This window comes from Clostridium sp. JS66, assembly GCF_033561535.1.
Classification (GTDB): Bacteria; Bacillota; Clostridia; order Clostridiales; family Clostridiaceae; genus Clostridium_AM; species Clostridium_AM carboxidivorans.
On record NZ_CP131467.1, the window covers coordinates 1,825,419 to 1,847,393 of the forward strand.

General features: G+C 31.5%; 20 protein-coding genes and 1 riboswitch. Of the genes, 11 read left to right on the forward strand and 9 right to left on the reverse strand.

Annotated features, from left to right (window positions below):
* Positions 1 to 424: 424 nt before the first annotated feature.
* Together pflA and pflB are read right to left on the reverse strand one after the other, a co-directional pair.
* Positions 425 to 1,219, reverse strand: coding sequence for a pyruvate formate-lyase-activating protein (gene pflA / locus Q6H37_RS08615; RefSeq protein WP_318740960.1), 795 nt, complete (start codon positions 1,217 to 1,219; stop codon positions 425 to 427).
* Complete coding sequence (pflB, locus tag Q6H37_RS08620) at positions 1,185 to 3,437, reverse strand: formate C-acetyltransferase (protein WP_318740962.1); 2,253 nt, start codon at positions 3,435 to 3,437, stop codon at positions 1,185 to 1,187. Before pflB ends, pflA begins: the two co-directional genes overlap by 35 nt.
* Before the next feature lie 155 nt (positions 3,438 to 3,592).
* Between pflB and Q6H37_RS08625 the strand changes: the two genes are divergently transcribed.
* Positions 3,593 to 4,276 carry a Crp/Fnr family transcriptional regulator gene (locus Q6H37_RS08625; RefSeq protein ID WP_318740964.1) on the forward strand — a complete coding sequence of 228 codons (684 nt, stop codon included), beginning with the start codon at positions 3,593 to 3,595 and terminating at the stop codon, positions 4,274 to 4,276.
* 37 nt (positions 4,277 to 4,313) lie between these two features.
* On the opposite strand, the gene Q6H37_RS08630 is transcribed toward Q6H37_RS08625, so the two are convergent.
* Positions 4,314 to 4,841, reverse strand: a complete 528-nt coding sequence (locus Q6H37_RS08630; RefSeq protein ID WP_318740966.1) for a flavodoxin family protein — start codon at positions 4,839 to 4,841, stop codon at positions 4,314 to 4,316.
* Positions 4,842 to 4,969: 128 nt separating this feature from the next.
* On the opposite strand from Q6H37_RS08630, the gene Q6H37_RS08635 reads away from it, so the two are divergent.
* From Q6H37_RS08635 to Q6H37_RS08645, 3 genes are all read left to right on the forward strand, one after another.
* A complete protein-coding gene (locus tag Q6H37_RS08635) occupies positions 4,970 to 5,671 on the forward strand; it encodes an FprA family A-type flavoprotein (protein ID WP_318742965.1) in 702 nt (233 codons plus the stop codon).
* 25 nt (positions 5,672 to 5,696) lie between these two features.
* On the forward strand, positions 5,697 to 6,074 hold the full coding sequence (locus tag Q6H37_RS08640; RefSeq protein ID WP_318740968.1) for a DUF488 domain-containing protein: 378 nt from the start codon (positions 5,697 to 5,699) through the stop codon (positions 6,072 to 6,074).
* 160 nt (positions 6,075 to 6,234) lie between these two features.
* On the forward strand, positions 6,235 to 6,846 hold the full coding sequence (locus tag Q6H37_RS08645; RefSeq protein ID WP_318740970.1) for a hypothetical protein: 612 nt from the start codon (positions 6,235 to 6,237) through the stop codon (positions 6,844 to 6,846).
* A gap of 160 nt (positions 6,847 to 7,006) precedes the next feature.
* Here Q6H37_RS08645 and Q6H37_RS08650 read toward each other — a convergent pair whose 3' ends face one another.
* Together Q6H37_RS08650 and Q6H37_RS08655 are read right to left on the reverse strand one after the other, a co-directional pair.
* Entirely contained in the window at positions 7,007 to 8,149 is a 1,143-nt protein-coding gene (locus tag Q6H37_RS08650) for a toxic anion resistance protein (RefSeq protein WP_007060880.1), read from the reverse strand.
* A gap of 30 nt (positions 8,150 to 8,179) precedes the next feature.
* Positions 8,180 to 9,358, reverse strand: coding sequence for a 5-bromo-4-chloroindolyl phosphate hydrolysis family protein (locus tag Q6H37_RS08655; protein ID WP_318740973.1), 1,179 nt, complete (start codon positions 9,356 to 9,358; stop codon positions 8,180 to 8,182).
* Positions 9,359 to 10,308: 950 nt separating this feature from the next.
* Between Q6H37_RS08655 and Q6H37_RS08660 the strand changes: the two genes are divergently transcribed.
* Positions 10,309 to 11,673, forward strand: coding sequence for a CCA tRNA nucleotidyltransferase (locus tag Q6H37_RS08660; protein WP_318740975.1), 1,365 nt, complete (start codon positions 10,309 to 10,311; stop codon positions 11,671 to 11,673).
* Between the two features lie 199 nt (positions 11,674 to 11,872).
* Here Q6H37_RS08660 and Q6H37_RS08665 read toward each other — a convergent pair whose 3' ends face one another.
* Positions 11,873 to 12,118: a transposase gene (locus Q6H37_RS08665; protein WP_412523912.1), complete on the reverse strand. Its 246-nt coding sequence runs from the start codon at positions 12,116 to 12,118 to the stop codon at positions 11,873 to 11,875.
* Positions 12,119 to 12,172: 54 nt separating this feature from the next.
* Here Q6H37_RS08665 and Q6H37_RS08670 point away from each other — a divergent pair, with 54 nt between their 5' ends.
* From Q6H37_RS08670 to Q6H37_RS08685, 4 genes are all read left to right on the forward strand, one after another.
* Positions 12,173 to 12,742: a TetR-like C-terminal domain-containing protein gene (locus tag Q6H37_RS08670; RefSeq protein ID WP_318740977.1), complete on the forward strand. Its 570-nt coding sequence runs from the start codon at positions 12,173 to 12,175 to the stop codon at positions 12,740 to 12,742.
* Positions 12,743 to 13,468 carry an ABC transporter ATP-binding protein gene (locus Q6H37_RS08675; RefSeq protein ID WP_318740979.1) on the forward strand — a complete coding sequence of 242 codons (726 nt, stop codon included), beginning with the start codon at positions 12,743 to 12,745 and terminating at the stop codon, positions 13,466 to 13,468.
* Positions 13,468 to 14,199 carry an ABC transporter permease gene (locus Q6H37_RS08680; RefSeq protein ID WP_318740981.1) on the forward strand — a complete coding sequence of 244 codons (732 nt, stop codon included), beginning with the start codon at positions 13,468 to 13,470 and terminating at the stop codon, positions 14,197 to 14,199. The genes Q6H37_RS08675 and Q6H37_RS08680 overlap by 1 nt, the downstream gene beginning before the upstream one ends.
* 33 nt (positions 14,200 to 14,232) lie before the next feature.
* Complete coding sequence (locus Q6H37_RS08685) at positions 14,233 to 14,412, forward strand: cysteine-rich KTR domain-containing protein (protein ID WP_318742967.1); 180 nt, start codon at positions 14,233 to 14,235, stop codon at positions 14,410 to 14,412.
* Positions 14,369 to 14,435: riboswitch (cyclic di-GMP riboswitch) on the forward strand. (Overlaps the previous gene by 44 nt.)
* A gap of 661 nt (positions 14,436 to 15,096) precedes the next feature.
* On the opposite strand, the gene Q6H37_RS08690 is transcribed toward Q6H37_RS08685, so the two are convergent.
* A complete protein-coding gene (locus Q6H37_RS08690; RefSeq protein WP_318740983.1) occupies positions 15,097 to 16,434 on the reverse strand; it encodes a PLP-dependent aminotransferase family protein in 1,338 nt (445 codons plus the stop codon).
* Positions 16,435 to 16,800: 366 nt separating this feature from the next.
* Between Q6H37_RS08690 and Q6H37_RS08695 the strand changes: the two genes are divergently transcribed.
* Positions 16,801 to 17,946: an MFS transporter gene (locus tag Q6H37_RS08695; RefSeq protein WP_318740985.1), complete on the forward strand. Its 1,146-nt coding sequence runs from the start codon at positions 16,801 to 16,803 to the stop codon at positions 17,944 to 17,946.
* Between the two features lie 173 nt (positions 17,947 to 18,119).
* On the opposite strand, the gene Q6H37_RS08700 is transcribed toward Q6H37_RS08695, so the two are convergent.
* Both Q6H37_RS08700 and Q6H37_RS08705 read right to left on the reverse strand, forming a co-directional pair.
* Positions 18,120 to 18,416: a hypothetical protein gene (locus Q6H37_RS08700; RefSeq protein ID WP_007060986.1), complete on the reverse strand. Its 297-nt coding sequence runs from the start codon at positions 18,414 to 18,416 to the stop codon at positions 18,120 to 18,122.
* Positions 18,417 to 18,980: 564 nt separating this feature from the next.
* Positions 18,981 to 20,387: an amino acid permease gene (locus tag Q6H37_RS08705; protein ID WP_318740988.1), complete on the reverse strand. Its 1,407-nt coding sequence runs from the start codon at positions 20,385 to 20,387 to the stop codon at positions 18,981 to 18,983.
* A gap of 608 nt (positions 20,388 to 20,995) precedes the next feature.
* On the opposite strand from Q6H37_RS08705, the gene Q6H37_RS08710 reads away from it, so the two are divergent.
* Entirely contained in the window at positions 20,996 to 21,721 is a 726-nt protein-coding gene (locus Q6H37_RS08710) for a lysophospholipid acyltransferase family protein (protein WP_318740991.1), read from the forward strand.
* The last annotated feature ends 254 nt before the right edge of the window (positions 21,722 to 21,975 follow it).

Here is a 21,975-nt window from a genome sequence, read left to right on the forward strand (position 1 = left end):
TCAATGTAACAAATTAACTAGAAACTGATTAAATATAAAAAGGAGTTGTTGCACTAAGCATTTACATTTTGTAGTATTTGTTTTTAATGTAGCAGTTCCTCTTAATCCTAAATATGAAGTGATTCTTAGACTCAGGTGAAGTTTGCTTGTGAGGAATACCTCTTACTTGAGCAAGCTCGTAAAATGTCATTTAGACATTTATTGCCGGAGCAAAGCTCGTAAAATGTCATTTAGACATTTTACCCATCTGAGTCTTAGAAGAACTTATTCAGGCGCGTATCAGTGCTTATTCCCAACTTAAGTAGAGATCCAAAATCTATGATCTTGTGCGAATCACTTACTCCTTCGACAATAGGAGAAGGAGTTTCATAGATATTTCTATCGTGGATTTTATGGTGTAGATTAAAGATTTAATTTGTATAAATTATCTTGATAAATATCCATTATATTCACTTGTATGAAGAAGTTTTCTGGCATTTTCTATTCTCTCCTTAGTAGGAGGTTCAACACCCTTTAAAGGATAATCAATACCAAGCTGTTGCCATTTGAAAGTTCCAAGAATATGATATGGAAGCACTTCCACACGATCTACATTTTTCAAAGTCTTGATAAATTCATCAAGTTTTATAAGTTGTTCATCCTTATCACTCCCACCTGGTACAAGTACATGACGAATCCATACAGGTTTATTAATTTCTGATAAGTATCTTGCCATATCAAGAATATTTGAATTACTACATCCTGTGAGTATTTTATGCTCAGCCTCATCTATCTGTTTAATATCCAACATTACAAGATCTGTTACTTTCATAAGCTCATTAAATTTACTAAAAAAAGGTTCCTCTCTTGTAAATGGATTTCCAGATGTATCAAGCGTGACATGAACGCCTTTTGCTTTAGCTTTTGTAAAGAATTCAATTAGAAAATCAATTTGAAGAAGGGGCTCACCACCACTTACGGTGATTCCGCCTCCCTTTTTCCAATAAGTTTTGTATTTAAGAGCTTGAGACAAAAGTTCATCTGCAGTTTTTGTTTCACCGCCATCAACATCCCATGTATCCGGGTTATGGCAAAACTGACATCTCATATAACAGCCCTTTAAAAAAATAACAAAACGAAGCCCTGGCCCATCAACAGATCCAAAACTCTCTATTGAATGAATTCTCCCAATCTTTTTATCTAAATTACATTCTTTCATGGCATGTTCTAGAGATAACATCAAGTTGTTGTTCTCTTGTTAAATCTATAAACTTAACTGCGTAACCTGATACACGGATAGTAAAGTTAGCATATTCTTCTTTTTCAGGATGTTCCATAGCATCTTTTAATTTTTCAATACCGAATATATTAACATTTAAGTGATGTGGTCCTTGGTCAAAGTAACCATCTAATACTTGTACAAGTTTATCAACTTGTTCATCTTCATCGTGTCCTAATGCAGTTGGGTTAATTGTTTGTGTATTTGAAATACCATCTAATGCCCATTCATAAGGAAGCTTAGCTACAGAGTTTAATGAAGCAAGTAATCCATTATTTTCTGCTCCATAAGATGGGCTAGCTCCTGGTGCAAGTGGAGTCCAAGCTTCACGTCCATCTGGCATATTACCTGTATACTTACCATATACTACATTTGATGTAATAGTAAGGATTGATGTAGTTGGTTCAGAATTTCTGTATGTGTGTCTCTTCTTGATCTTATCAAGGAATGACTTAAGAACATATATAGCAATTTCATCAGCTCTCTCATCATCATTACCGTATCTTGGGAAGTCTCTTTCAATTTCGTAATCTGTAACAATACCAGCTTCATTACGAATTGTTTTAACTTTTGCATACTTAATTGCAGAAAGTGAATCAATTACATGTGAGAAACCTGCAATACCTGTTGCAAATGTACGTCTTACATCTGTATCGATAAGAGCCATTTCTGCTGCTTCATAATAGTATTTATCATGCATATATTGAATAAGATTTAATATATTTACATAAAGACCAGCTAACCAGTCACTCATTCTTTCATATTTTTCAATTACTTCATCATAATCAAGGTATTCTGATATAATTCCCTTGTATTCAGGTCCAACTTGTTTACCTGACTTTTCATCAACACCACCATTTATTGCGTAAAGTAAACATTTAGCAAGGTTCGCTCTAGCTCCAAAGAACTGCATTTCCTTACCAGTTTGAGTAGCAGATACACAACAGCATATTGAATAATCATCGCCCCATTCTGGTTTCATAACATCATCATTTTCATATTGTATAGAACTTGTCTTTACTGAAATCTTTGCTGCATACTTCTTGAAGTTTTCAGGAAGGGCAGAAGAATAAAATACAGTAAGGTTAGGTTCTGGTGAAGGTCCCATATTTTCTAATGTGTGGAGAAAACGATAATCATTCTTTGTTACCATGTGGCGTCCATCAACACCTATACCACCTAATCCAATAGTAACCCATGAAGGATCTCCTGAGAATAATTCATTGTAAGAAGTTATTCTTGCAAATTTAACCATTCTGCATTTCATTGTTAAATGGTCAATTAATTCTTGAGCTTCTTCTTCAGTAAGAACTCCATTATCAATATCTCTTTGGATATAGATATCAAGAAAAGTAGACACACGTCCTATTGACATAGCCGCACCATTTTGTGTCTTTATTGCTGCAAGGTATCCAAAGTATAACCATTGAATTGCTTCTTTAGCATTCTTTGCTGGTTTTGAAATATCAAATCCATAGCTTTCAGCCATTTTTTTCATATCCGCAAGTGCTCTATGTTGTTCTGTAATTTCTTCTCTTAGACGGATAACTTCATCTGTCATAGTTCCATCGCCGCAGTTAGCAAGGTCTTTTGCTTTTTCTTCCATAAGGTAATCAATACCATAAAGCGCAACTCTTCTGTAATCACCTACGATACGTCCGCGTCCATAAGTATCAGGAAGTCCTGTAATGATATGGCTGCTGCGAGCTTTTCTCATTTCTGGTGTATAAGCATCAAATACTCCTTGATTATGTGTCTTATGGTATTCAGTAAATACCTTGTGTAATTCTGAACTTGGTTTATATCCATAGTTTTCACAAGATTGTTCAGCCATTTTAATACCACCGTATGGCATGAAAGCTCTCTTAAGTGGCTTGTCTGTTTGAAGACCTACAACTTTTTCAAGATTTTTTAAAGATTCATCAATATATCCAGGGCCATAAGCTGTAAGACCAGAAACAACTTCTGTTTCCATATCAAGGACTCCACCTTTAGCTCTTTCTTCTTTTTGTAATTTCTGTAATCTGACCCAAAGTTTATTTGTAGCATCTGTTGGATCTGCTAAGAAACTTGCATCACCATCATATGGTGTATAGTTTTTTTGAATGAAGTCTCTAACATTGATTTCTTCTCTCCATATTCTTCCTTCAAAACCAGTCCATTGTTCATTTTCTAACATGTCAAATCCTCCTTGTATATTATGCATATATTTTACAATTCATAAATAGTTTACTTTATACATAAAATAAGTATGTTGCGCTTGCAACATATTCATAAGATGTTAAAATAGAAATAAACACTTTTTAGTGGAATAAATTTCGGAGGTTACTAATTATGCAAAATTTGTGCAAAGAATATATTCCAGATTTACAGTCCATGTATTTGTTCCATGGCATAGATCATAAAGAAATGGAGTCAATGCTGAATTGTTTTAGAGCATACATAAAAGAATATAAAAAGGATCAATGTATTATTCTATGTGAAGATAATGTAGATTTTGTAGGAATTATATTATCAGGAAAAGTTCATATGATTCGAGAAGATTTATGGGGCAATAGAACGTTATTGGTGTCTATGGGAAAAGGAGAACTATTTGGCGAGAGTTTTTCTTGTGGAGCCGTTAAAAATGCAACAGTATCATTTTGGACCTCTATTGACTCAAAAATTTTGTATTTATCATTTAGTCAAATTATGCATTCCTGCTCTATGGCATGCAAATTTCATCATAGATTAATCGAAAATATGGTAACGCTAATTGCAAAAAAAAATGTGATGTTAATGGATAAGGTAGATATATTATCAAAGAAAACGCTGCGCGAAAAAATCTCAACCTACTTATTACAAGAGGCAGGGAAACAGAATAATCCTTATTTTGATATTACTTTAGGTCGTGTACAATTAGCAGAATACTTATGTGCAAATCGAAGCGCATTGACAAGAGAATTAAATACTATGCGTAATGAAGGATTAATTGAATATGATAAGAATTCGTTTCATATTTTAAAAAGTTTGGAATAAAAATATGGCAGCATATTTACTTTTATGTGCAATAAGTTTAATCATTGGAATCTTGTAAGTATGAGTTTAAAAAATCAATAGCGTTTTTAATATCAGTTTCATTTGGATGATTTTGGGATTCCATATGTCTTGCATATCCAGCATCATCCAGATGATGTGGGTGATCAACAGGAAGTTTTCTTCGATATTCCGTGCTAAATGGAAATACAGCTCCCTGGCTTAGAAAAACATCTATACATAAGTTTCCCTCATTGATATATTCGGTAATATTTTTTTTTATTTTATAGCCATAATCGGAATCTGGATAATGACCACATGTACCAATAGCAAGGAAGGGTATGTTTTTGTATTGAGCTAACAGTTTTTTACTGTCATCATCTAAAGAGGCTCTTCTGCACCAAAAACAAAGAATGTAAAATTGTGCATTAGTAAGAGTTTTCATTATCATACAAGAATCCTGCATGACCACAGAATAATCTTTCTGTTCTAAATCCCTTTTTATAGCATCAGCAATTTTCTGAGTATTTCCACTTAGGGAAGATACAAATATAGCAATATCTTTCATGATTAATGTCTCCTTTTTTAATCAACGTTCATATTTATTTTATTAAAAAGAAGTATCTGTTGCGTTGCGTATGCAACATAATAGGTGATTTTTTTATCATATGATGAAGAAAAGGAAGGGTGATTGTGATGGTTTATCAGATAACAGAAAATATATTTGCAATAGGAAAGACTATTATTAAGCCAGATAAACAGTTTTCATTTATGGCGTATCTGATTAAAGGGAAGGTGAATGTGTTGGTTGATACATTACCATTACGTTCTGCAGAATTGCTGTGTCAAGAAGTAAAAAAATTGTTAAAAAATGAAAAACTAGATTTTTTGATTCTGAATCATTCAGAGGAAGACCACAGCGGAGCTCTTTTGGCTATGAAAAGAGAGTATCCAGAAATGGTGATCTATTGTACAAATGAGTGTCAGGAAAGAATTTCAGAACAGTTAGCAGGAATGGAGTGTCATATTGTGGCTTCAGGAGAAAAAGCTGTGCTGGGGGATCATGTTTTTAAGTTTATTAAGACACCTGGATTACATTGGAATGATAACATGGTTACTTATTTTGAAAAAGAAGAAATTTTGTTTTCTAATGATTTATTTGGACAACTACTGGCAAGTGAATCTCCACTTGATAGTGAATACACTGAAGACGTTTTTATAAAGGCACTTGATGCTTACTATACAAGAGTGTCCTCAGAAGCAACTAGTGAACAGAAGAAAAATGCCATTTGTATTTTAAATTATTCAATTCGCATGATAGCACCTGGCCATGGAGTTTTGATAGAAAAGATGTTACAACCTACTTTGAATTTTTATCATAAGGCTCTGACAGAATAGAGAAAGAATCTATTGAGGATTTTATATGAATGAAATAAAGATAAAAAGAATCTATGAACAAACAGTTTTATCCGATGGGTATCGTATATTAGTAGACCGTATATGGCCAAGAGGATTAACAAAAGAAAAAGCAAAAATATACAGTTGGAAAAAGGAAATAGCACCATCGGCAGAACTACGAAGCTGGTTTGGACACAAAAGTGAAAGATTTCCAGAGTTTGTAGAGAAGTATGAAGAAGAACTGAGAGTGAACAGAGAATCATATTTGTTTAAAGATGAATGTGAAGAGTTATTACTGTTAGATAATATAACATTCGTGTTTGCAGCGAAATCTCTCAATGAAAATAATGCAGCTGTTTTAAAAAGATGGGTTCTAAAGAATGTTAATAATATGTTGTTATAATAACAGAAATATTTTGTTTTCAGTGTGAACAGACATCAAGTTGTACTGTATGTAAATGATATGGTTCTTAAAAATCTTAAGAATTGTGATTTTAATCAGGGCTTGATAATCGAGAAAATGTTAAATAAATAAATCAGGGTTTAACCAGTAGGAGGAATATATGAGCGCATTTTTAGCACCTATTCATACCTGGCTATATAAAAAAATAAAATTCCAGGATGAACTAATAAAAAGAATAAGGAATTTTGTGTCACAAAAAGGATATGAGGATGAGCTACTTTCACAGCTCGATCATAGATGTGGAACATTAGAAGAAGGAGAACTTGCAGATATTATTGATGAAAATAATATTCATGGATGGTTACAGGAAAAAATTACAGTTGTAGAAAACCGGCTTACATTTCTTATTACAATTGTTACGGATGGGCATCCAGAAAGAATTAAGGACATTAATTGTGCCGTATACAAATTTGGAAGAGAACATTCTGTACAAAGAGGAATTTCTATAAAAGAGGCATATGATTACTTAGACAATTTACTGCTGAATGGAATGCCGTGCGATAGAGTTAATGAGGTTACAAATGAAGATGAGAATAGCATTATATGGAATCAAACAGTAGATATCCACAAATCTTATTGGGATATGATTCATGGAAATGTTGATTATTATTATGCGATTAGGGAAAGCTTAATTGTAGGAATTATGGAAAACAGCGGAATTGTATATGATCAAATTGATGAGCAGACGTTTGAGCTTAGAAAAGAGTCATAGATGTATAAAGTGATCCCTTTGGCAAGAATATTTATAAAAAAACTTATAAAAAGAGAAGATTTTTTAATATTATTGTGTCATGGAGGCGATATGACACAGAGACATTGGTATTGTATCCACAAAAGGCACAATACCAGTGTTTCTAAACTAATAATATTATCTATCTAAGCTTTAAAAGCCTATTTTTTAATTGTTCCTCAATGTTTTGTAATTCTACTTCAGCTTCTTTACGTTTTTGACGTCCTTCTGTTTGGATACGAAGTACTTCATCAAGAGTAGAAATTAATGATTCATTTGTTTGGCGAAGAGTATCGATATCAACAATTCCACGTTCAGATTCTTTGGCTACTTCTATAGTTGACATTTTAAGTGTTTCTGCATTCTTACGTAGAAGTTCATTTGTCATATTGGTTACTTCATTTTGAACTTTAGCTGCATTACTAGAATGAGCAACTCCAAGAGCTAATACTATCTGACTCTTCCAAAGTGGAATTGTATTCACAATAGTAGATTGTATTTTTTCAGACATTAAGGAATCATTATTTTGAACTAAACGAATTTGAGGAGCCATTTGAAGAGAAATCATTCTAGTCAGCTCCAAATCATGAATTTTTTTCTCAAAGCGGTTACAAAGAGCTACAAAATCATTTGTTGCTTGTGCATCTTCAGGAAGTCCACTAATTCTTGCTCTTTCGGCTAGAATAGGAAGTTCTTCTTTTTCCAGCTTTGAAAGCTTCTTTCTTCCAGCTAAGATATACATGCAAAGTTCCTTAAAGTATACTTTATTTATTTCGTACATTTTATCAAGCATAGCAATGTCTTTTAAAAGTTGTATTTGATGCTTTTCAAGGGTATTGCAAATTTTATTTATATTTCCCTCAACTTTGTCATATTTTGCTTTCATGTGATCAATCTTTTCTGAAGCTTTTTTGAAAAAGCTAAAAAATCCTTTTTTCTCTTCTGAAGTATCGAAATTCTTTAGTTCAACTACTACATTAGAAAGCATATCACCTATTTCGCCTAGGTCCTTAGTTTTTACGTTATTTAAGGCAGTTTCAGAGAAATCTGCAATCTTTTTTTGAGCACCTACTCCATATTGAAGAATTGAATTTGTATTAGTTATATCAATTTTATCTACAAATTCATCTACCAGTTTTTTTTCTTCTTCTGTTAAATAGCTATCATCAAGAACATCTGGTTGATTCTTTTCCTCTTTTATTTTAGTAATGGGAAGCTCATCTTGAAAAGGTTCAAAGCTTAAGCTTGGTGTCATATCAACATTTTCCTTAAATTCATTATCCAATTTTAATTTACCCCCTTTGTTTTTTAGCCGTTACTTTTTAAAATCCTCTTTAGTCAGTCCTTCTTGTGTAAATAGTGTTTCAAGTACAGAAATATCTGTGGAAATATCTAAAGCTACCTCACCAAATAGATCATCTAACAGTTTTTCGAAGGCAGTATTTATGACATCTATACTTCTTTCAATTTCATTTTTCGCATTTTTTATGTTATCGCCTTGAACTGGCTGTTCATTTAGATCCTTATAGGAATTAACTAGCTTTAATGTAATTGGAAGATAGTGATTGGTAAATTTATTAACTTCGGGAAGCTTTTGAGGATTATTCTCTAAATGATGAAATATTTGACTTACAACATTTTGAAGTCTGTACAATTTTATTGAGATTTCTTCTTTGTTAATAGCTGTGTTTGCACTTCTTATCTGTTCAATATAGTTTTTTCCTAATTCAATTACATCTCTTAATTCTTTTTTTTCTGGATCGTTTAATTCTTCTTGTCTTTTTAATTCAGCTTCATTGCGGCGCTTAAGAGATTCTTGTGAATCTAAATAATTATCATAAACTTCATCATTTAACATGAAATATGTCTGTTTATCGTCAATATGTGCTTGTGGGAACATATTTAAATCAATCATTTTTCTTAAATCTTTAACAACAAATTTATTATTTCTTCTAGTATCAGATGCTAATTTTTCTATTGAACAATAATCAAGGCCATTGAGGGTACTTACGTAGCCTTTAAAACGCTTTATCCTTTTTCTTAAACTTAGACCCCTTAAGGCTAAAGCTATACTTGCAATAAAAAAAGAAAATAAAAGTCCCAAAGTAATAAAGTTAATTGTTGAAATTATACTTAGAAAAGAAATGAATACAGAGTATGCAATCAGCGTAGCACATAGAGCTCCAGTGCCAATAAAGCCGAAGACTGTATAAAGTATTCCTGATACGCTTCCAACTGGTCTTTTAGCAATATACATTTGTATCTTATTTGTATCCTTGGAAACCATACTTTTATGCCTATAATGTCTTTTCCTTTTTATTTTTTCATTAAAATAGTGGGATCTATCTCTTAACTTTATTTTAACTTTATTTAAAGAATTTTCAGTTCTATCGTCAATATCATCTTTTAATCCAGCAAAGTCTATAGCATCGAATGTATTTTTTAATGTATCTCTGATTTGATCTTCAAAATCAGAAAAATCCTTTCTTCTCATTTTGGCAGCCTCCAAATTATTTTCGTATAACTTAATTAATTAAAATAATATTTCGCATATATTATATATCATTCTTATATAAATTACAATTTGTAACAACTTCTCCATGTAAGTTTTTAGATAAGCTAATGAGAGTAATTATTTTTTGAAGATGCCTTATATAAAACAAATATAAAAAAGGTCATTTTAATAGTATATTTACCATTAAGATGACCTCTTCTATTTTTAACTGGAACTTATTATAAAATTCCAGAATTATATATAAAGAATATAACAATCTACCTTGCACAATTATAGATAGCTTATTACCTTATTATGATGTTGCCACCATAATAAAGCAAATCACAACCTATAATCATGGTTCGTTCAACCAAACAAGATACCTACTCAACCCTATACAACCTTTCGGCTGTATAGAATCAACAGGAATAAAGTAAAACTTACAAAATTATGGGTAAGGCCATAATGAATTGTGTCTTAGTCAATCCGTCGGCACCCTGAGTAGTCTTAACTCGACCTTATAGAATAAATTGGAATCCCATTATAATCAATTAATCGATGTCGACTATAATAAAACTTTTCTCCACCCTAGAAGATCTGCCCTCTGACTATATAACAGCCACTTTTAATGACCATTATATAGTCGTTGGTCGACCTGTATATACCCCACTTAAAGGAGCCTATAGAAGTCTGCGTTCAACTGTTATGTCCCTTATGCTATTAATATGTGCAATTATTTTAAAAAAATACGATAATAAAAAATGTAAATTTTGTAAAAAGTCATATGATATTAAAGTGCAGTAGAAGTTTTGTTGAATTAAAGTAATTATTTATGGAATTGAAACTGAAGAGTAGTGTAGAATATATAATGAAAAATATTTTACTTAGATTAGTATGATATAATTTAGTAGTAAATAACAATGAAAATTAACATAGGAGTACAATAAACAATGGATGATCACAAGATTTTTATACCACAGGATACAAAACATATAATGAAAATTTTAAAAAATAAAGGATATGAGAGTTATGTTGTAGGTGGATGTGTAAGAGATAGTTTAATAAATAGGGAACCTAAGGATTGGGATTTAACTACAAATGCATTACCAGAGCAGACTTTAGAGATATTTAAGGCTGAAGGATTTAGAGTTATAGAAACAGGAATAAAACATGGAACAGTAACTATTCTCATGAATGGTAATCCTTATGAAGTTACAACTTATAGAGTAGATGGAGAATATTTGGACAATAGGCATCCTGATAATGTGACTTTCACAACTTCATTAAAAGAGGATTTATCACGCAGAGATTTTACAATTAATGCAATGGCCTATAACGAAGATAAAGGCCTAATTGATTACTTTAATGGAATTTCCGATTTGAAAAGTAAGATTATTAGATGTGTTGGAAGTGCTGATGAAAGATTTAATGAAGATGCATTAAGAATGCTTAGAGCAGTGAGATTTTCTTCTGAACTTGAATTTAAATTGGATTTTGAAGGCACATTTAGTGCTATTAAGAAGAATTGTAATCTAATAAAAAATATAAGTGTAGAACGTATAAGGGAAGAATTTTGCAAAATTTTAATATCACATAAACCAAGTAATGGAGTTTTAGCTCTAAAGGAAACTAATCTTTTGAAATATATTTTGCCAGAGATAATTCCTTGTATTGGATTTAACCAGCATAATGTACATCATGATAAAGATATTTTTTATCATACGTTATCAGTACTCGATAATGCTCCTAATAAAATTAATATTAGATTAGCAGCATTGCTTCATGATATAGGAAAACCAGAGTGCTTCACAATGGATGATAAAAATATAGGACATTTTTATGGACATAATAAAGTAAGTGCTGAAATTGCAAGAAAAGTATTGACAAGGTTAAAGTTTGATAATAAAACTATAGATACAGTTTGTCTATTGATTTATGAGCATATGAGTAAGTTTGATAAGATAAAAACTTATAGCATTAAGAAATTTATGAACAGGGTAAAAATTGAAAATTTGGAGTGTTTATTTGAACTTCAGATAGCAGATATTAAAGGTTTAGCAGAAGAGTATTGTGATTATAGCAAAATTTTATCACTTAAAGCTAAATGTGAAACTATAATTAAGGAAAAGCAGCCATTAAATATGAAGGAGTTAAATATTAATGGGGGTGACTTAATAAAATTAGGTATAAAACAGGGAAAGCAAATAGGAGAAATACTTCAAGCTCTTTTGGAGAGAGTTTTACAAAATCCTGAGCTTAATAATAAAGAGAAACTTTCAGATATAGTTTGTAATGAATATATAAATAAACATTGAGCAGGAAAAAAGCTATAAAGTGAAGAAGAGAGGCTGTCGCATTAGCATGAAAAATATGCTAACGCGGCAGCGTTTTTGTGTATGCCTCATAGAAAATTTAATGATATTTTACTCTCCAATAAGCTCGATAATTAAAAAATGGAACAATTTAATAAGCCTTTGATATTAAGGCCTTTTTTGATTTGTATAGTTTTTAAAATTATGATTCCTTTTTAAGCTGAAAAAGATGTGTTCTGGTTCTATCTGAGTGAATTTTATTATGTTGCTTATTTATATTATGTGCCATTGCTAACAGAATACTTTCGGCCCAAACATTCTTCTTAACTTTACTTAGATATCTACGAAACCCCATATCCTGTTTTATCTCTGCAAAAGAGCCTTCGGCTTGAATAATTTGATTCATTCTCAATTTGCAGCCTTCTATTGACAGAATCAAAATATTCAATTAAAATATCATATGATATATAACTTAAGTTATATTATAAAAGGGGGAAGTAGAATGCCACCAAAAATCAAAATATCCAAAGCCGATATTATAACGGCTTCTCTTGCTATTGTTCGCGAAAGTGGAGTAGAAGCCTTGAACGCCAGATCTGTGGCCAAAAAACTAAACTGTTCCACACAGCCGATTTTCAGCAACTATTCCACCATGGAAGATTTAAAAGTGGATGTAATGCAATCGGCAAAGCAGATTTATCAGCAATTTATTGAAAGAGGCATGGAGGATTCCGCCTATCCGCCGTACAAAGCAAGTGGTATCTACTATATTAAGTTTGCTAGAGAGGAAAAAGAACTGTTCAAACTGCTTTTTATGCGTGATCGGTCTCAGGAAGAAATAAAAGAGGAACGAGAGGACATTTCTAAACTTTTACACCTCATTTCAGCTAATACCGGAATGAGTTTGGATGATGCCTTTATGTTTCACATTGAAATGTGGACCTATGCTCACGGAATTGCCACAATGAGTGCTACATCCTATCTGGATTTGGGGTGGGATATGATCAGTATGATGTTGACCGATGCATACGAGAGCATGAGAGAACGATATAAAAATAAGGAGGGCAAGTAAATGGATGCGATTGTTATGAGTAACCTAACTAAAAAGTATAAAGACATAACTGCTGTCAATGACCTAAGCTTATCAATTCAGACCGGAGAATTATTTTCACTTTTGGGTGTAAACGGAGCAGGCAAAACTACGACAATAAAAATGCTTTCATGTCTTACACGGCCTACAAGTGGCGACGCGGTATTGAGTGGCAAAAGCATTACTAAAGATACACAGGCAGTAAAGTCAATAATCGCTGTTTCACCACAAGAAACAGCTGTTGCACCTAATTTGACCGTAAAAGAGAATCTAGGGCTTATGGCAGGCGCTCATGGTTTTTCCAACGAAAAAGCTAAAGCCAAAATAACAGAGCTGATTGGTCAATTTGGCTTACATGAAATCGCAAATAAGCAAGCAAAGAAACTTTCAGGTGGTTGGCAGCGTAAGCTTAGTATTGCAATGGCTTTGATTTCCGAACCGCAAATTTTGTTTTTAGATGAGCCAACGTTGGGATTGGACGTTTTGGCACGAAGCGATTTATGGGATATCATTCGTTCTCTTAAAGGAAGAATTACAATAATCTTGACAACGCACTATATGGAAGAAGCAGAATCACTTTCAGACCATATCGCCGTTATGAAGAATGGTAAGCTCTTATTTGTAGGAACGGCCGATGAAATCAAAATTAAAGCCGGAACGGATCGCTTTGAAGACGCTTTCGTGAAACTTGTCAAGGAGGGATTGTAATGAGAATGCTTTCTTTTTTCACACATACAACAAAGGAAATCCTGCGTGACCCTTTAAATGTGGCATTAGGTATAGGATTCCCGTTAGTCATTCTTCTGTTGTTGTCTGCGATACAGGCAAATATTCCTATCAGCCTTTTCAAGATAGACAAGCTTGTGCCGGGAATATCTGTATTCGGGTTATCCTTTATGACGTTGTTTTCTTCAATGTTGATAGCAAAAGACCGATCGAGTGCTTTGATTCAAAGATTATACACTACACCCTTAACCGCAAGTGATTATATCTTGGGATATGCGCTCCCCCTTATTCCCATTTCATTGGCGCAAAGCGTAATTTGCTACATTACAGCCATCTTTTTAGGATTGAAGATTACTATAAACATTGTTTATGCGATTCTCTTTTCCGTACCGATTGCGATGTTCTTTATTACATTAGGACTTCTGCTTGGAAGTATCTTTAATGACAAGCAGGTAGGTAGTATCTGCGGACCGGTACTTACAAATTTAGCAGCATGGCTTTCAGGAACATGGTTTGATTTAGCCCTTGTTGGAGGTCTATTTAAAAAAATAGCATACGCATTACCGTTTGTGCACGCTGTTGAACTTGGACGAGCCGTTTTGGGGAGCAACTTTGAAGGAATATTCCCGCATATATGGTGGGTTCTTGGATATGCTGGTTTGACTGTAGTCATATCCATCCTTGTATTCACCCGAAAGATGAAAATTAATTGATGTTAATAAAGATCTATGAGAGCATAATGGTTATTGTGTCCTGTATGCAAAAATAAAACCCGCATTAGGGTACGTGATGATACAACTATTGAAAACCTTCCTCTATTCTGCCCGAAGTGCAAGAAGAAAACGCTAATCAATGTACGACAACTAAATATGTCAGTTATCAAAGATCCAGACGCTAAGACGCAGAGCCACGGGTCTAAGGTTTAAACTACGACAGCCGGGTTGCGATTAGAGGCCAGAACCGTCTTTCTGCTATTATAGCTTGTTCGGGCCAAGTTGACCCGATGATATTCAGTAATTTTTAGTGAGTTTCTTTTATAGAGTGTAAGAAATACAGTTATAATTAATGAAGCTAAAGCAATAAGCTTAAATGTGTTCCATGGATTCAAACCAAGTGGAAAAGTAGGTTGTACCATAATAGTAGAACAATATATGCTTAAACAGGTAATTAAAAATAAGGTTTCAGATAAAATAGGAATTACTTTAGTAAGTTCTTTTTTTCAATAACGAACTGTCTTTTGAAACTTTTTGTTTAGAAATAAACATATATATAGAAGCAATATTGATATTAAAGTAATTATTTTAAGAAAAATAAATGGGTTGATTATACTAAAATACTCTAATGGAAAACCAACATGTAAATGAAAATATAATGCACTAACAGCGATAATTACAAAGAAAAATGCCAATATGTTTGTAAGTATTAAGAAAGAATTTTTTTTCATGAAAAAAATTCTTTCTTAATTAAATTTATATTGCCAAAATCTTTAAGAGATAATTTAATAATTTTTTAAATAAAAAATACTAAATACAATGGATAAGGTTGTATTTAGTGTAATTTCTAAATTGTATTATGAATTAATAAACTTAAGTTAAAATGGAGCAGCACAATTAGCATAATTTTAGTATTTCTTGTAAGATGAGAGAAATGCCTTTTTTAATTTCAACATTAGTTACATTACTGATACTCACTCTAACTAATTTATTACTACTGTAATTTTTTAAGAATGAATCTTGTGTATCTCTAAGTAATACATTTTTTGAATATAAATTTTTGATTAGATCTTTAATATTCATATCATTAGTAATTTCAAAATTTGCGAAAAAACCTGAATCTGGAATATACCATTTTACATTTTCGTTACTTAAATCCTTTGTCAGCTCTTTAAGATATTTCATTCTTTTGGAATATACACTTTCAAGTTTTTCCTTATGAGAATCAAACAAACCGCTTCGGATGTAAATTTCCAAAGCGCCTTGAGATAGTATAGGTGTATTTAAGTCATCCCAGATCTTATATTTTTTGAAAGTGTCTAATAGTAATTCTGGAAGTACAACAGCGGAAACTCTTAATCCAGGAAGTAATATTTTAGAATAACTTTTTAAATATATTACTCTGGAAGATGAATCTAAGGCATACATTGGATCTGATTTTTTATTGATTTCTAAATCAGCAAGATAATCATCTTCAATTATATAAACATTATATTTTTCGCAAAGATTAAGTATTTGCTTTTTTTCTTCATTGGAATAGGAGAAACCAGTTGGATTGTGAAATCTTGGGATAATATAAAAAAATTTTATATTATTATACTTAAAATTTTTTTCTAATTCATCAAGGTTTATTCCATTAGAATCTCTTTTTATACCAAAAGCAGTTATATTATTAAGAATTATAGATTGTATGATGCCATGGTAGGTAGGCTGCTCTACAAGTATATTTTTTTGATTATTTGGAAATTCCATTTTAGTCAATATGTTAATAGCTTGTTGTGAACCTGTAGTTATAAAAATACATTGCTTTTTGGCAAAAACTTGATAGTTTTGAAGTTGCTTTACTATAGCAAGAATTAAATTTTCAAAACCTTGAGTACTATTGTTGGAGAAAAGATTTTCCTTGTATAAATTCATTGCGGAATTTATACAATGCTGAAATTCTTCGTAGGGTAAAATTGAACTATCAGGTGCAGCTGTAGAGAAATCTATTTTTTTAGTAATAATGTCATTGCTTGAAGTTAAATGGTTTTTAATAAGGTAATGTCCACTTTTAGGCATACAATATACCATATGTTCTTTTTCAAGTAAATCATATGCCTTAACTACAGTTACCTTACTGCATTGAAATTGTACACAAATTTTCCTTATGGAGGGCAGTTTTTTACCTGGTTTTATAGTACCTTTTGATATTTCGCTTTTTATATAGTTAATAATAGCTTCATATTTTGTCAAAATTATTCCCCCTGTTAAAGCTTGTTTAAAGTATTAATTTATCCGATCGCTACCATTGCTAATACCACCATCTTCTTCAAGTGGGGGATAAGCACTGCTACGCGCCTGGATAAGTTCTTCTAAGACTCAGATGGGTAAAATACCTAAATGATATTTTACGAGCTTGCTCAGGTAAGAGGTATTCCTCACAAGCAAACTCCACCTGAGTCTAAGAATCACTTGATTCTATCTGTACTAGCCCACATGACAAAATCTATCATTGATTCAAACATATATATATTCTACACTTTAAATGTACTACAAAACAAATATTGACTAAGATAAATATAAATTTTATAGTTAAGTATTTAGAAAGGATAAATAATCATGAAGAATAAAAATGATATGTTAGTTTTGATATTAGGTATGGCAGGTTTTGTTTCAGCTGCAGATAATTGGCTCATTTCTCCGATACTTCCAGCAATATCAGCTGGATTCGGTGCTTCAATTGCAAAAACTGGAATTATAATTACAGCATATATGATACCTTATGGAATAATGCAGCCCGTATATGGATTTTTTAGTGATAATTGGGGAAAAACTAAAGTATTACGCTGGATTGTGTGCGGTCTTGCACTTGGTACTTTTGGATGTGCATTTGCAACTTCTTTATGGATATTATGCATTTTTAGAATAATTACAGGTTGTTTTGCAGCTGGAATTATTGCTGTATCTTTAGCTTTGATTGGTGATAGTGTGCCTTTAGAAAAACGTCAATTTTATGTGGGCAAATTCATGGGAATTGTTTTTTTAGGACAAGGACTAAGCGTTGGTCTAGGAGGAATATTTGCTAATTATATTACATGGAGAATAGCATTTGCTTTTTTTGCAGTAATATCAATCTGTGTAGTATTTGCATTAAGAAAAATTCCTGAGAATGGTATAGTAACCGTAGGTAATAACTTTTTTTGTGAATTAAAGAAGGTAGTGTTTTCTGAAAAGGGAAGAGTTATATTTCCATTAGCTTTGGCAGCAGGATTTTTGTTGCTTGGCTTATATAGTTATTTAGGAGCATATTTACATGATAGTGTAGGTTTAAATTATTTACAAGTTGGAGCAGTTGTAATGTTTTACGGATTTGCTTGCCTAGCGGCAGGTTCTAAGGTGGGAAATGTAAGTAAAAGATTTGGATATAAAAAAACAATTATATTTGGAGGCTGCCTTGCTTTAATTTCAGCTTTGCTTTTAGCAAATTTACCTTATCTACAAACATCATGGATATCTGTGATTACCTTAGGGTTTGGATATATATTTATACAATCAACTTTAGCTACTTTAGCTTTTGATGTGGCAGCCGAAGCAAAGGGTCTACCTTCAGCGTTAATAGGATTAGGTTTATTTGGAGGTGGAGGATTAGGTTCTCAATTTAGCAGTTTTATACTTACTCAAGGAAATTATAAAACACTTTGGATAACTTTTTCTATTGGAATTATGTTGTTTATTTTTATAGTATCTAAATTAAAGTTTCATTAGTTAAGTTTATGTAATGAAAATTATGAGACATAAGCGAATGTAAGCGAAGTAACTTTCAACTGTATTCCGGCTGATATATGCTGTGAAGGAAAACTCACTTCACAGCATATATCAGTCTGCATACAGTTGAAAGTTACTCTATTTTATGTATATCAAGTGCCTTTTTTAACTCTTTATTTAGTATTTGAATTAGTAGTTGAAGCAAGTTTATCTGACCCTCTAAATTTTTTGAGTCTTGACTTATCAAGACTATGACCGATGATTGCTATAATAAGTATAGCCACCACAGTTGCCTGTCCTGCTACATAAGCATTTGTAACAAAACCAATGATTGCTATAATTAATACTGCTAGCCCTGTCAATATCTTATGCCTTGCAAAAAAAATCCTATGATCTTTGCCACAATTAGAGCATACACTTCCCTTATCTATTTCTTTACCACATGCTTTACAAGTTGTCAATTTACTCATTTACGTCCTCCTGAATTTTACTTTTTTATATTTTTATTTCCTTTTTATCATAATTATAACAAAAAAATTATGTTTTTGTTATAATGTTTGAAAAATGTAAATATTCACAATAGGTTACAAGTATAAAAATAACATGTAAAGATTAAAAAAAATCTATAAATTCAATAAAATGTTAGAAGATAGAGAATGAACGATTTAAACGTCAGGAGAACTAGCAAGAAGATAGCACCCATACATATAGTTGGAACGAACAGGCCATGAAGAACAATTATCTTATGACACAAATAGCAGATATGATAAAACAACTGTATGAGTGGCATTATCTGAAAGAAAGTGAATTTTGTAAAAGTGGAAATATAACCAAGAGACTTTTGTGAGGATTGAGAAGAATAAATAAGAAACTCCTCTTCGTTTCCTCAGAGGAGTAAGTGATTCGCACAAAATCGTAGATTTTGGCTCTCTGCTTAAAACATTTAGCCGTGATGACACCCTTATCATATATCATGGAATAAAAGTTAAAATCCAAACTTCTACTGCAACTTACACCGCAATATGCTTATTATTTTAAACAGCATCCATTTCTGTATCTTCCTTATCAGCATTTTGAACAACACTATGATTCTTACCATAAGTGAAGTAAACAATTAATCCTAATGCCAACCAAACGCAAAAGCCTATCCAAGTTTTTGCCTTCATATTAGCTAGTAAGTAACCACAAGCTATTACAGTTACTATAGGGGTAAAAGGTACTCCTGGACATTTGAACTTTCTTTCGAAATTAGGCATAGTTTTTCTAAGTACCATGACTGCTATAGATACACATATAAAGCTTAATAATGTTCCAATACTTAAGAATTGTACGATAATATCAAGTGGTAATAACCCAGCTATTACTGCTGCTGTAATACCAGTTAGTGCTGTAGAAATATATGGAGTCTTATGTTTAGAATGTACCTTTGAAAACATCTTAGGAATTAAGCCGTCTCTTGACATAACCATAAATACTCTAACTTGTCCATAAAGCACTGCCATGATTGTGGAAATCATTCCAAGTATTGCACCAACTCCTACTAAAGCAGAACCCCAAGTTATACCAACTCTTGCTAATGCACCAGGTACTGCATTTTCAGCTATTATTTCCTTAAATGGAACCATTCCTGTAAGTACAAAAGCAACTGATATATATAAGAAACTAACTATTGCTAAGCACGCTATTAAACCACGTGGAATATCTTTCTTTGGATCTTCAGCTTCTTCTGCTGAAGTTGAAATTGCATCAAATCCTATGTAAGAAAAGAATATTGTAGATGCTCCTGCAGCAACACCTTTCCATCCAAATGGTAAAAGAGGAACGTAGTTAGATGGTTGTATATGTCTTACCCCTAAAAATATAAATAAAAGAATTATGCACACCTTAACACCAACAATAATGTTATTTACTCTAGCACTTTCCTGCATTCCATAGTATAAAAGATAAGTTATAGCTAAAACTATTAAAATTGCGGGTAAATCTACCAATCCACCTTTGCTTGGCGATGCAATAATAGCATTAGGTAATGAAATATTAAATGTTTTTAATATACCAACAAAAGTTCCAGACCAACCAGAAGCAACAGCACTGGCCGCAACCAAATACTCAGCTGTTAAACACCAGCCTATTATCATTGCAATAAATTCACCAAAAGTAATATAAGCATAAGAATAAGTACTTCCTGACACAGGAAACATTGTTGCAAGCTCTATATAGCATAGTCCACAAAGAGTTGCTACCATACCAGCAATAAGAAATGAAATAATAATTCCTGGACCCGCCATGTGAGCTCCCTCACCTGTAGCAACAAAAATTCCTACACCTACTACTGCACCAACACCAAGGGCTGCTATATCCTTGGCTTTAAGATTTTTCTTTAAACCAGTTTTCTGAACCCCATCCATTAACTGCTCTAAAGATTTCTTTTTGAAAATGTTCATAAAAAAGCCCCCTTAAAAAATTTACTTGAATATTGAATTGTCAATGTACAATTTCAAAGTATTAAATTATTCAGAGCACATTTTAGCATGTAATTTAGCAGTATACAGTTTAATAGTATACAGTGTGGCAATGAATAATATTTATATTATATAAAACTTTTAAGAAAAATGAAAGTTTAAATTTTATTATTTTTTAAAATAAATAAAAAGTAATCATTATATCTTTATAATATTAGTATTTTTTGACTGTATAATTTTTAAAACTTTTAAAATAATATATTAAAAAATGAGAAATTTCAATTATTGTAAGACTTTTTGTGTAATGCAAATTTAGTTTAGAAGTGCATACATAAATATTATATAAGTATGAAGATTAAATTTTAAAAAGAAATATAAAATTCTAACTAGTGATAAAATTAAATGAAATCTACGATAAAAATTCAATCAAATATATAATTATTTTGATAGAAATTTAAAACTCAATAATGAAAAATAGTTAGTAAAAGTTTTTTTTGAATATATAGTTTTGTAAGACAAAAATTATGGTAAAATAGCAACTGGGAAAACTTTATTAACAAATGATATTAAGAATAAGGAGAAAATAAGAAATGATAAAATTACTTTGGTATAGTTATTTTGGAATCTATCTTTTAATTAAGAGTATTGTAACTAAGATAGATTTGTTCTTTTTAAGAGAAAAATCACAAGAGGCAATTGATGAACTTGTGTATAGAAGGTCAAAGGAAATATCTGATCACCTTTTAAAAAAGTCTAAAACTATTAGTATTGTGAAGGGAAAAGAAAATATTCCACAAGGACCTTGTGTTTTTGTATCTAATCATCAAGCAATTTTTGATTGTTTTCTTATATATTCAAATGTATGTAAGTTATCAGGATTTATTGCTAAAAAGGAAATAAAAAAGTATCCATTAGTTAGTAACTGGTTAAATGTAATGCATTCTGTATATATTGATAGAAAAAATGTTAGAGAAGGAATGAAAGCTATTAATAAAGGAATAGAAAATTTGAAAAATGGATATTCAATGATTATATTCCCTGAAGGTACAAGAAGTTTGGAATCAAAAATGGGTGAATTTAAAAAGGGAAGTATGAAATTGGCCATTAAAGCAAATGTACCTATTGTACCAATTACTGTTGATGGTACTTATAAGGTTTTGGAAGTTGGAAATAAGGTAAGAGGAAATGAAGTTAAGATAATGATTCATGAGCCTGTATATGTAGATAAGCTATCAGAAGAGGAAAAGAAGAACTTATCAAAGATATTGCAGGATACTATTGAAAATGGTCTTAAGGATTTAAATACTTTAAAGTAAATGTATTATTTAGTGGCATCATATATATAACTTATTTTCTACAATTGCACAAGTAGTACTTATTAAAATAATGAAGTTCTAGTGGCAAGTATTTTGTCGTAGAGCTTTATTACTGTATTTGGGAATATTATCACTTAATTAACATATATTGACATAAATGCAATTAAGAATTATAATAAAAGTGGACTAACTAGTTAGTATAATATAAATAGTACTACTCAATCATATATTATTATATACCACATTATCTTTAC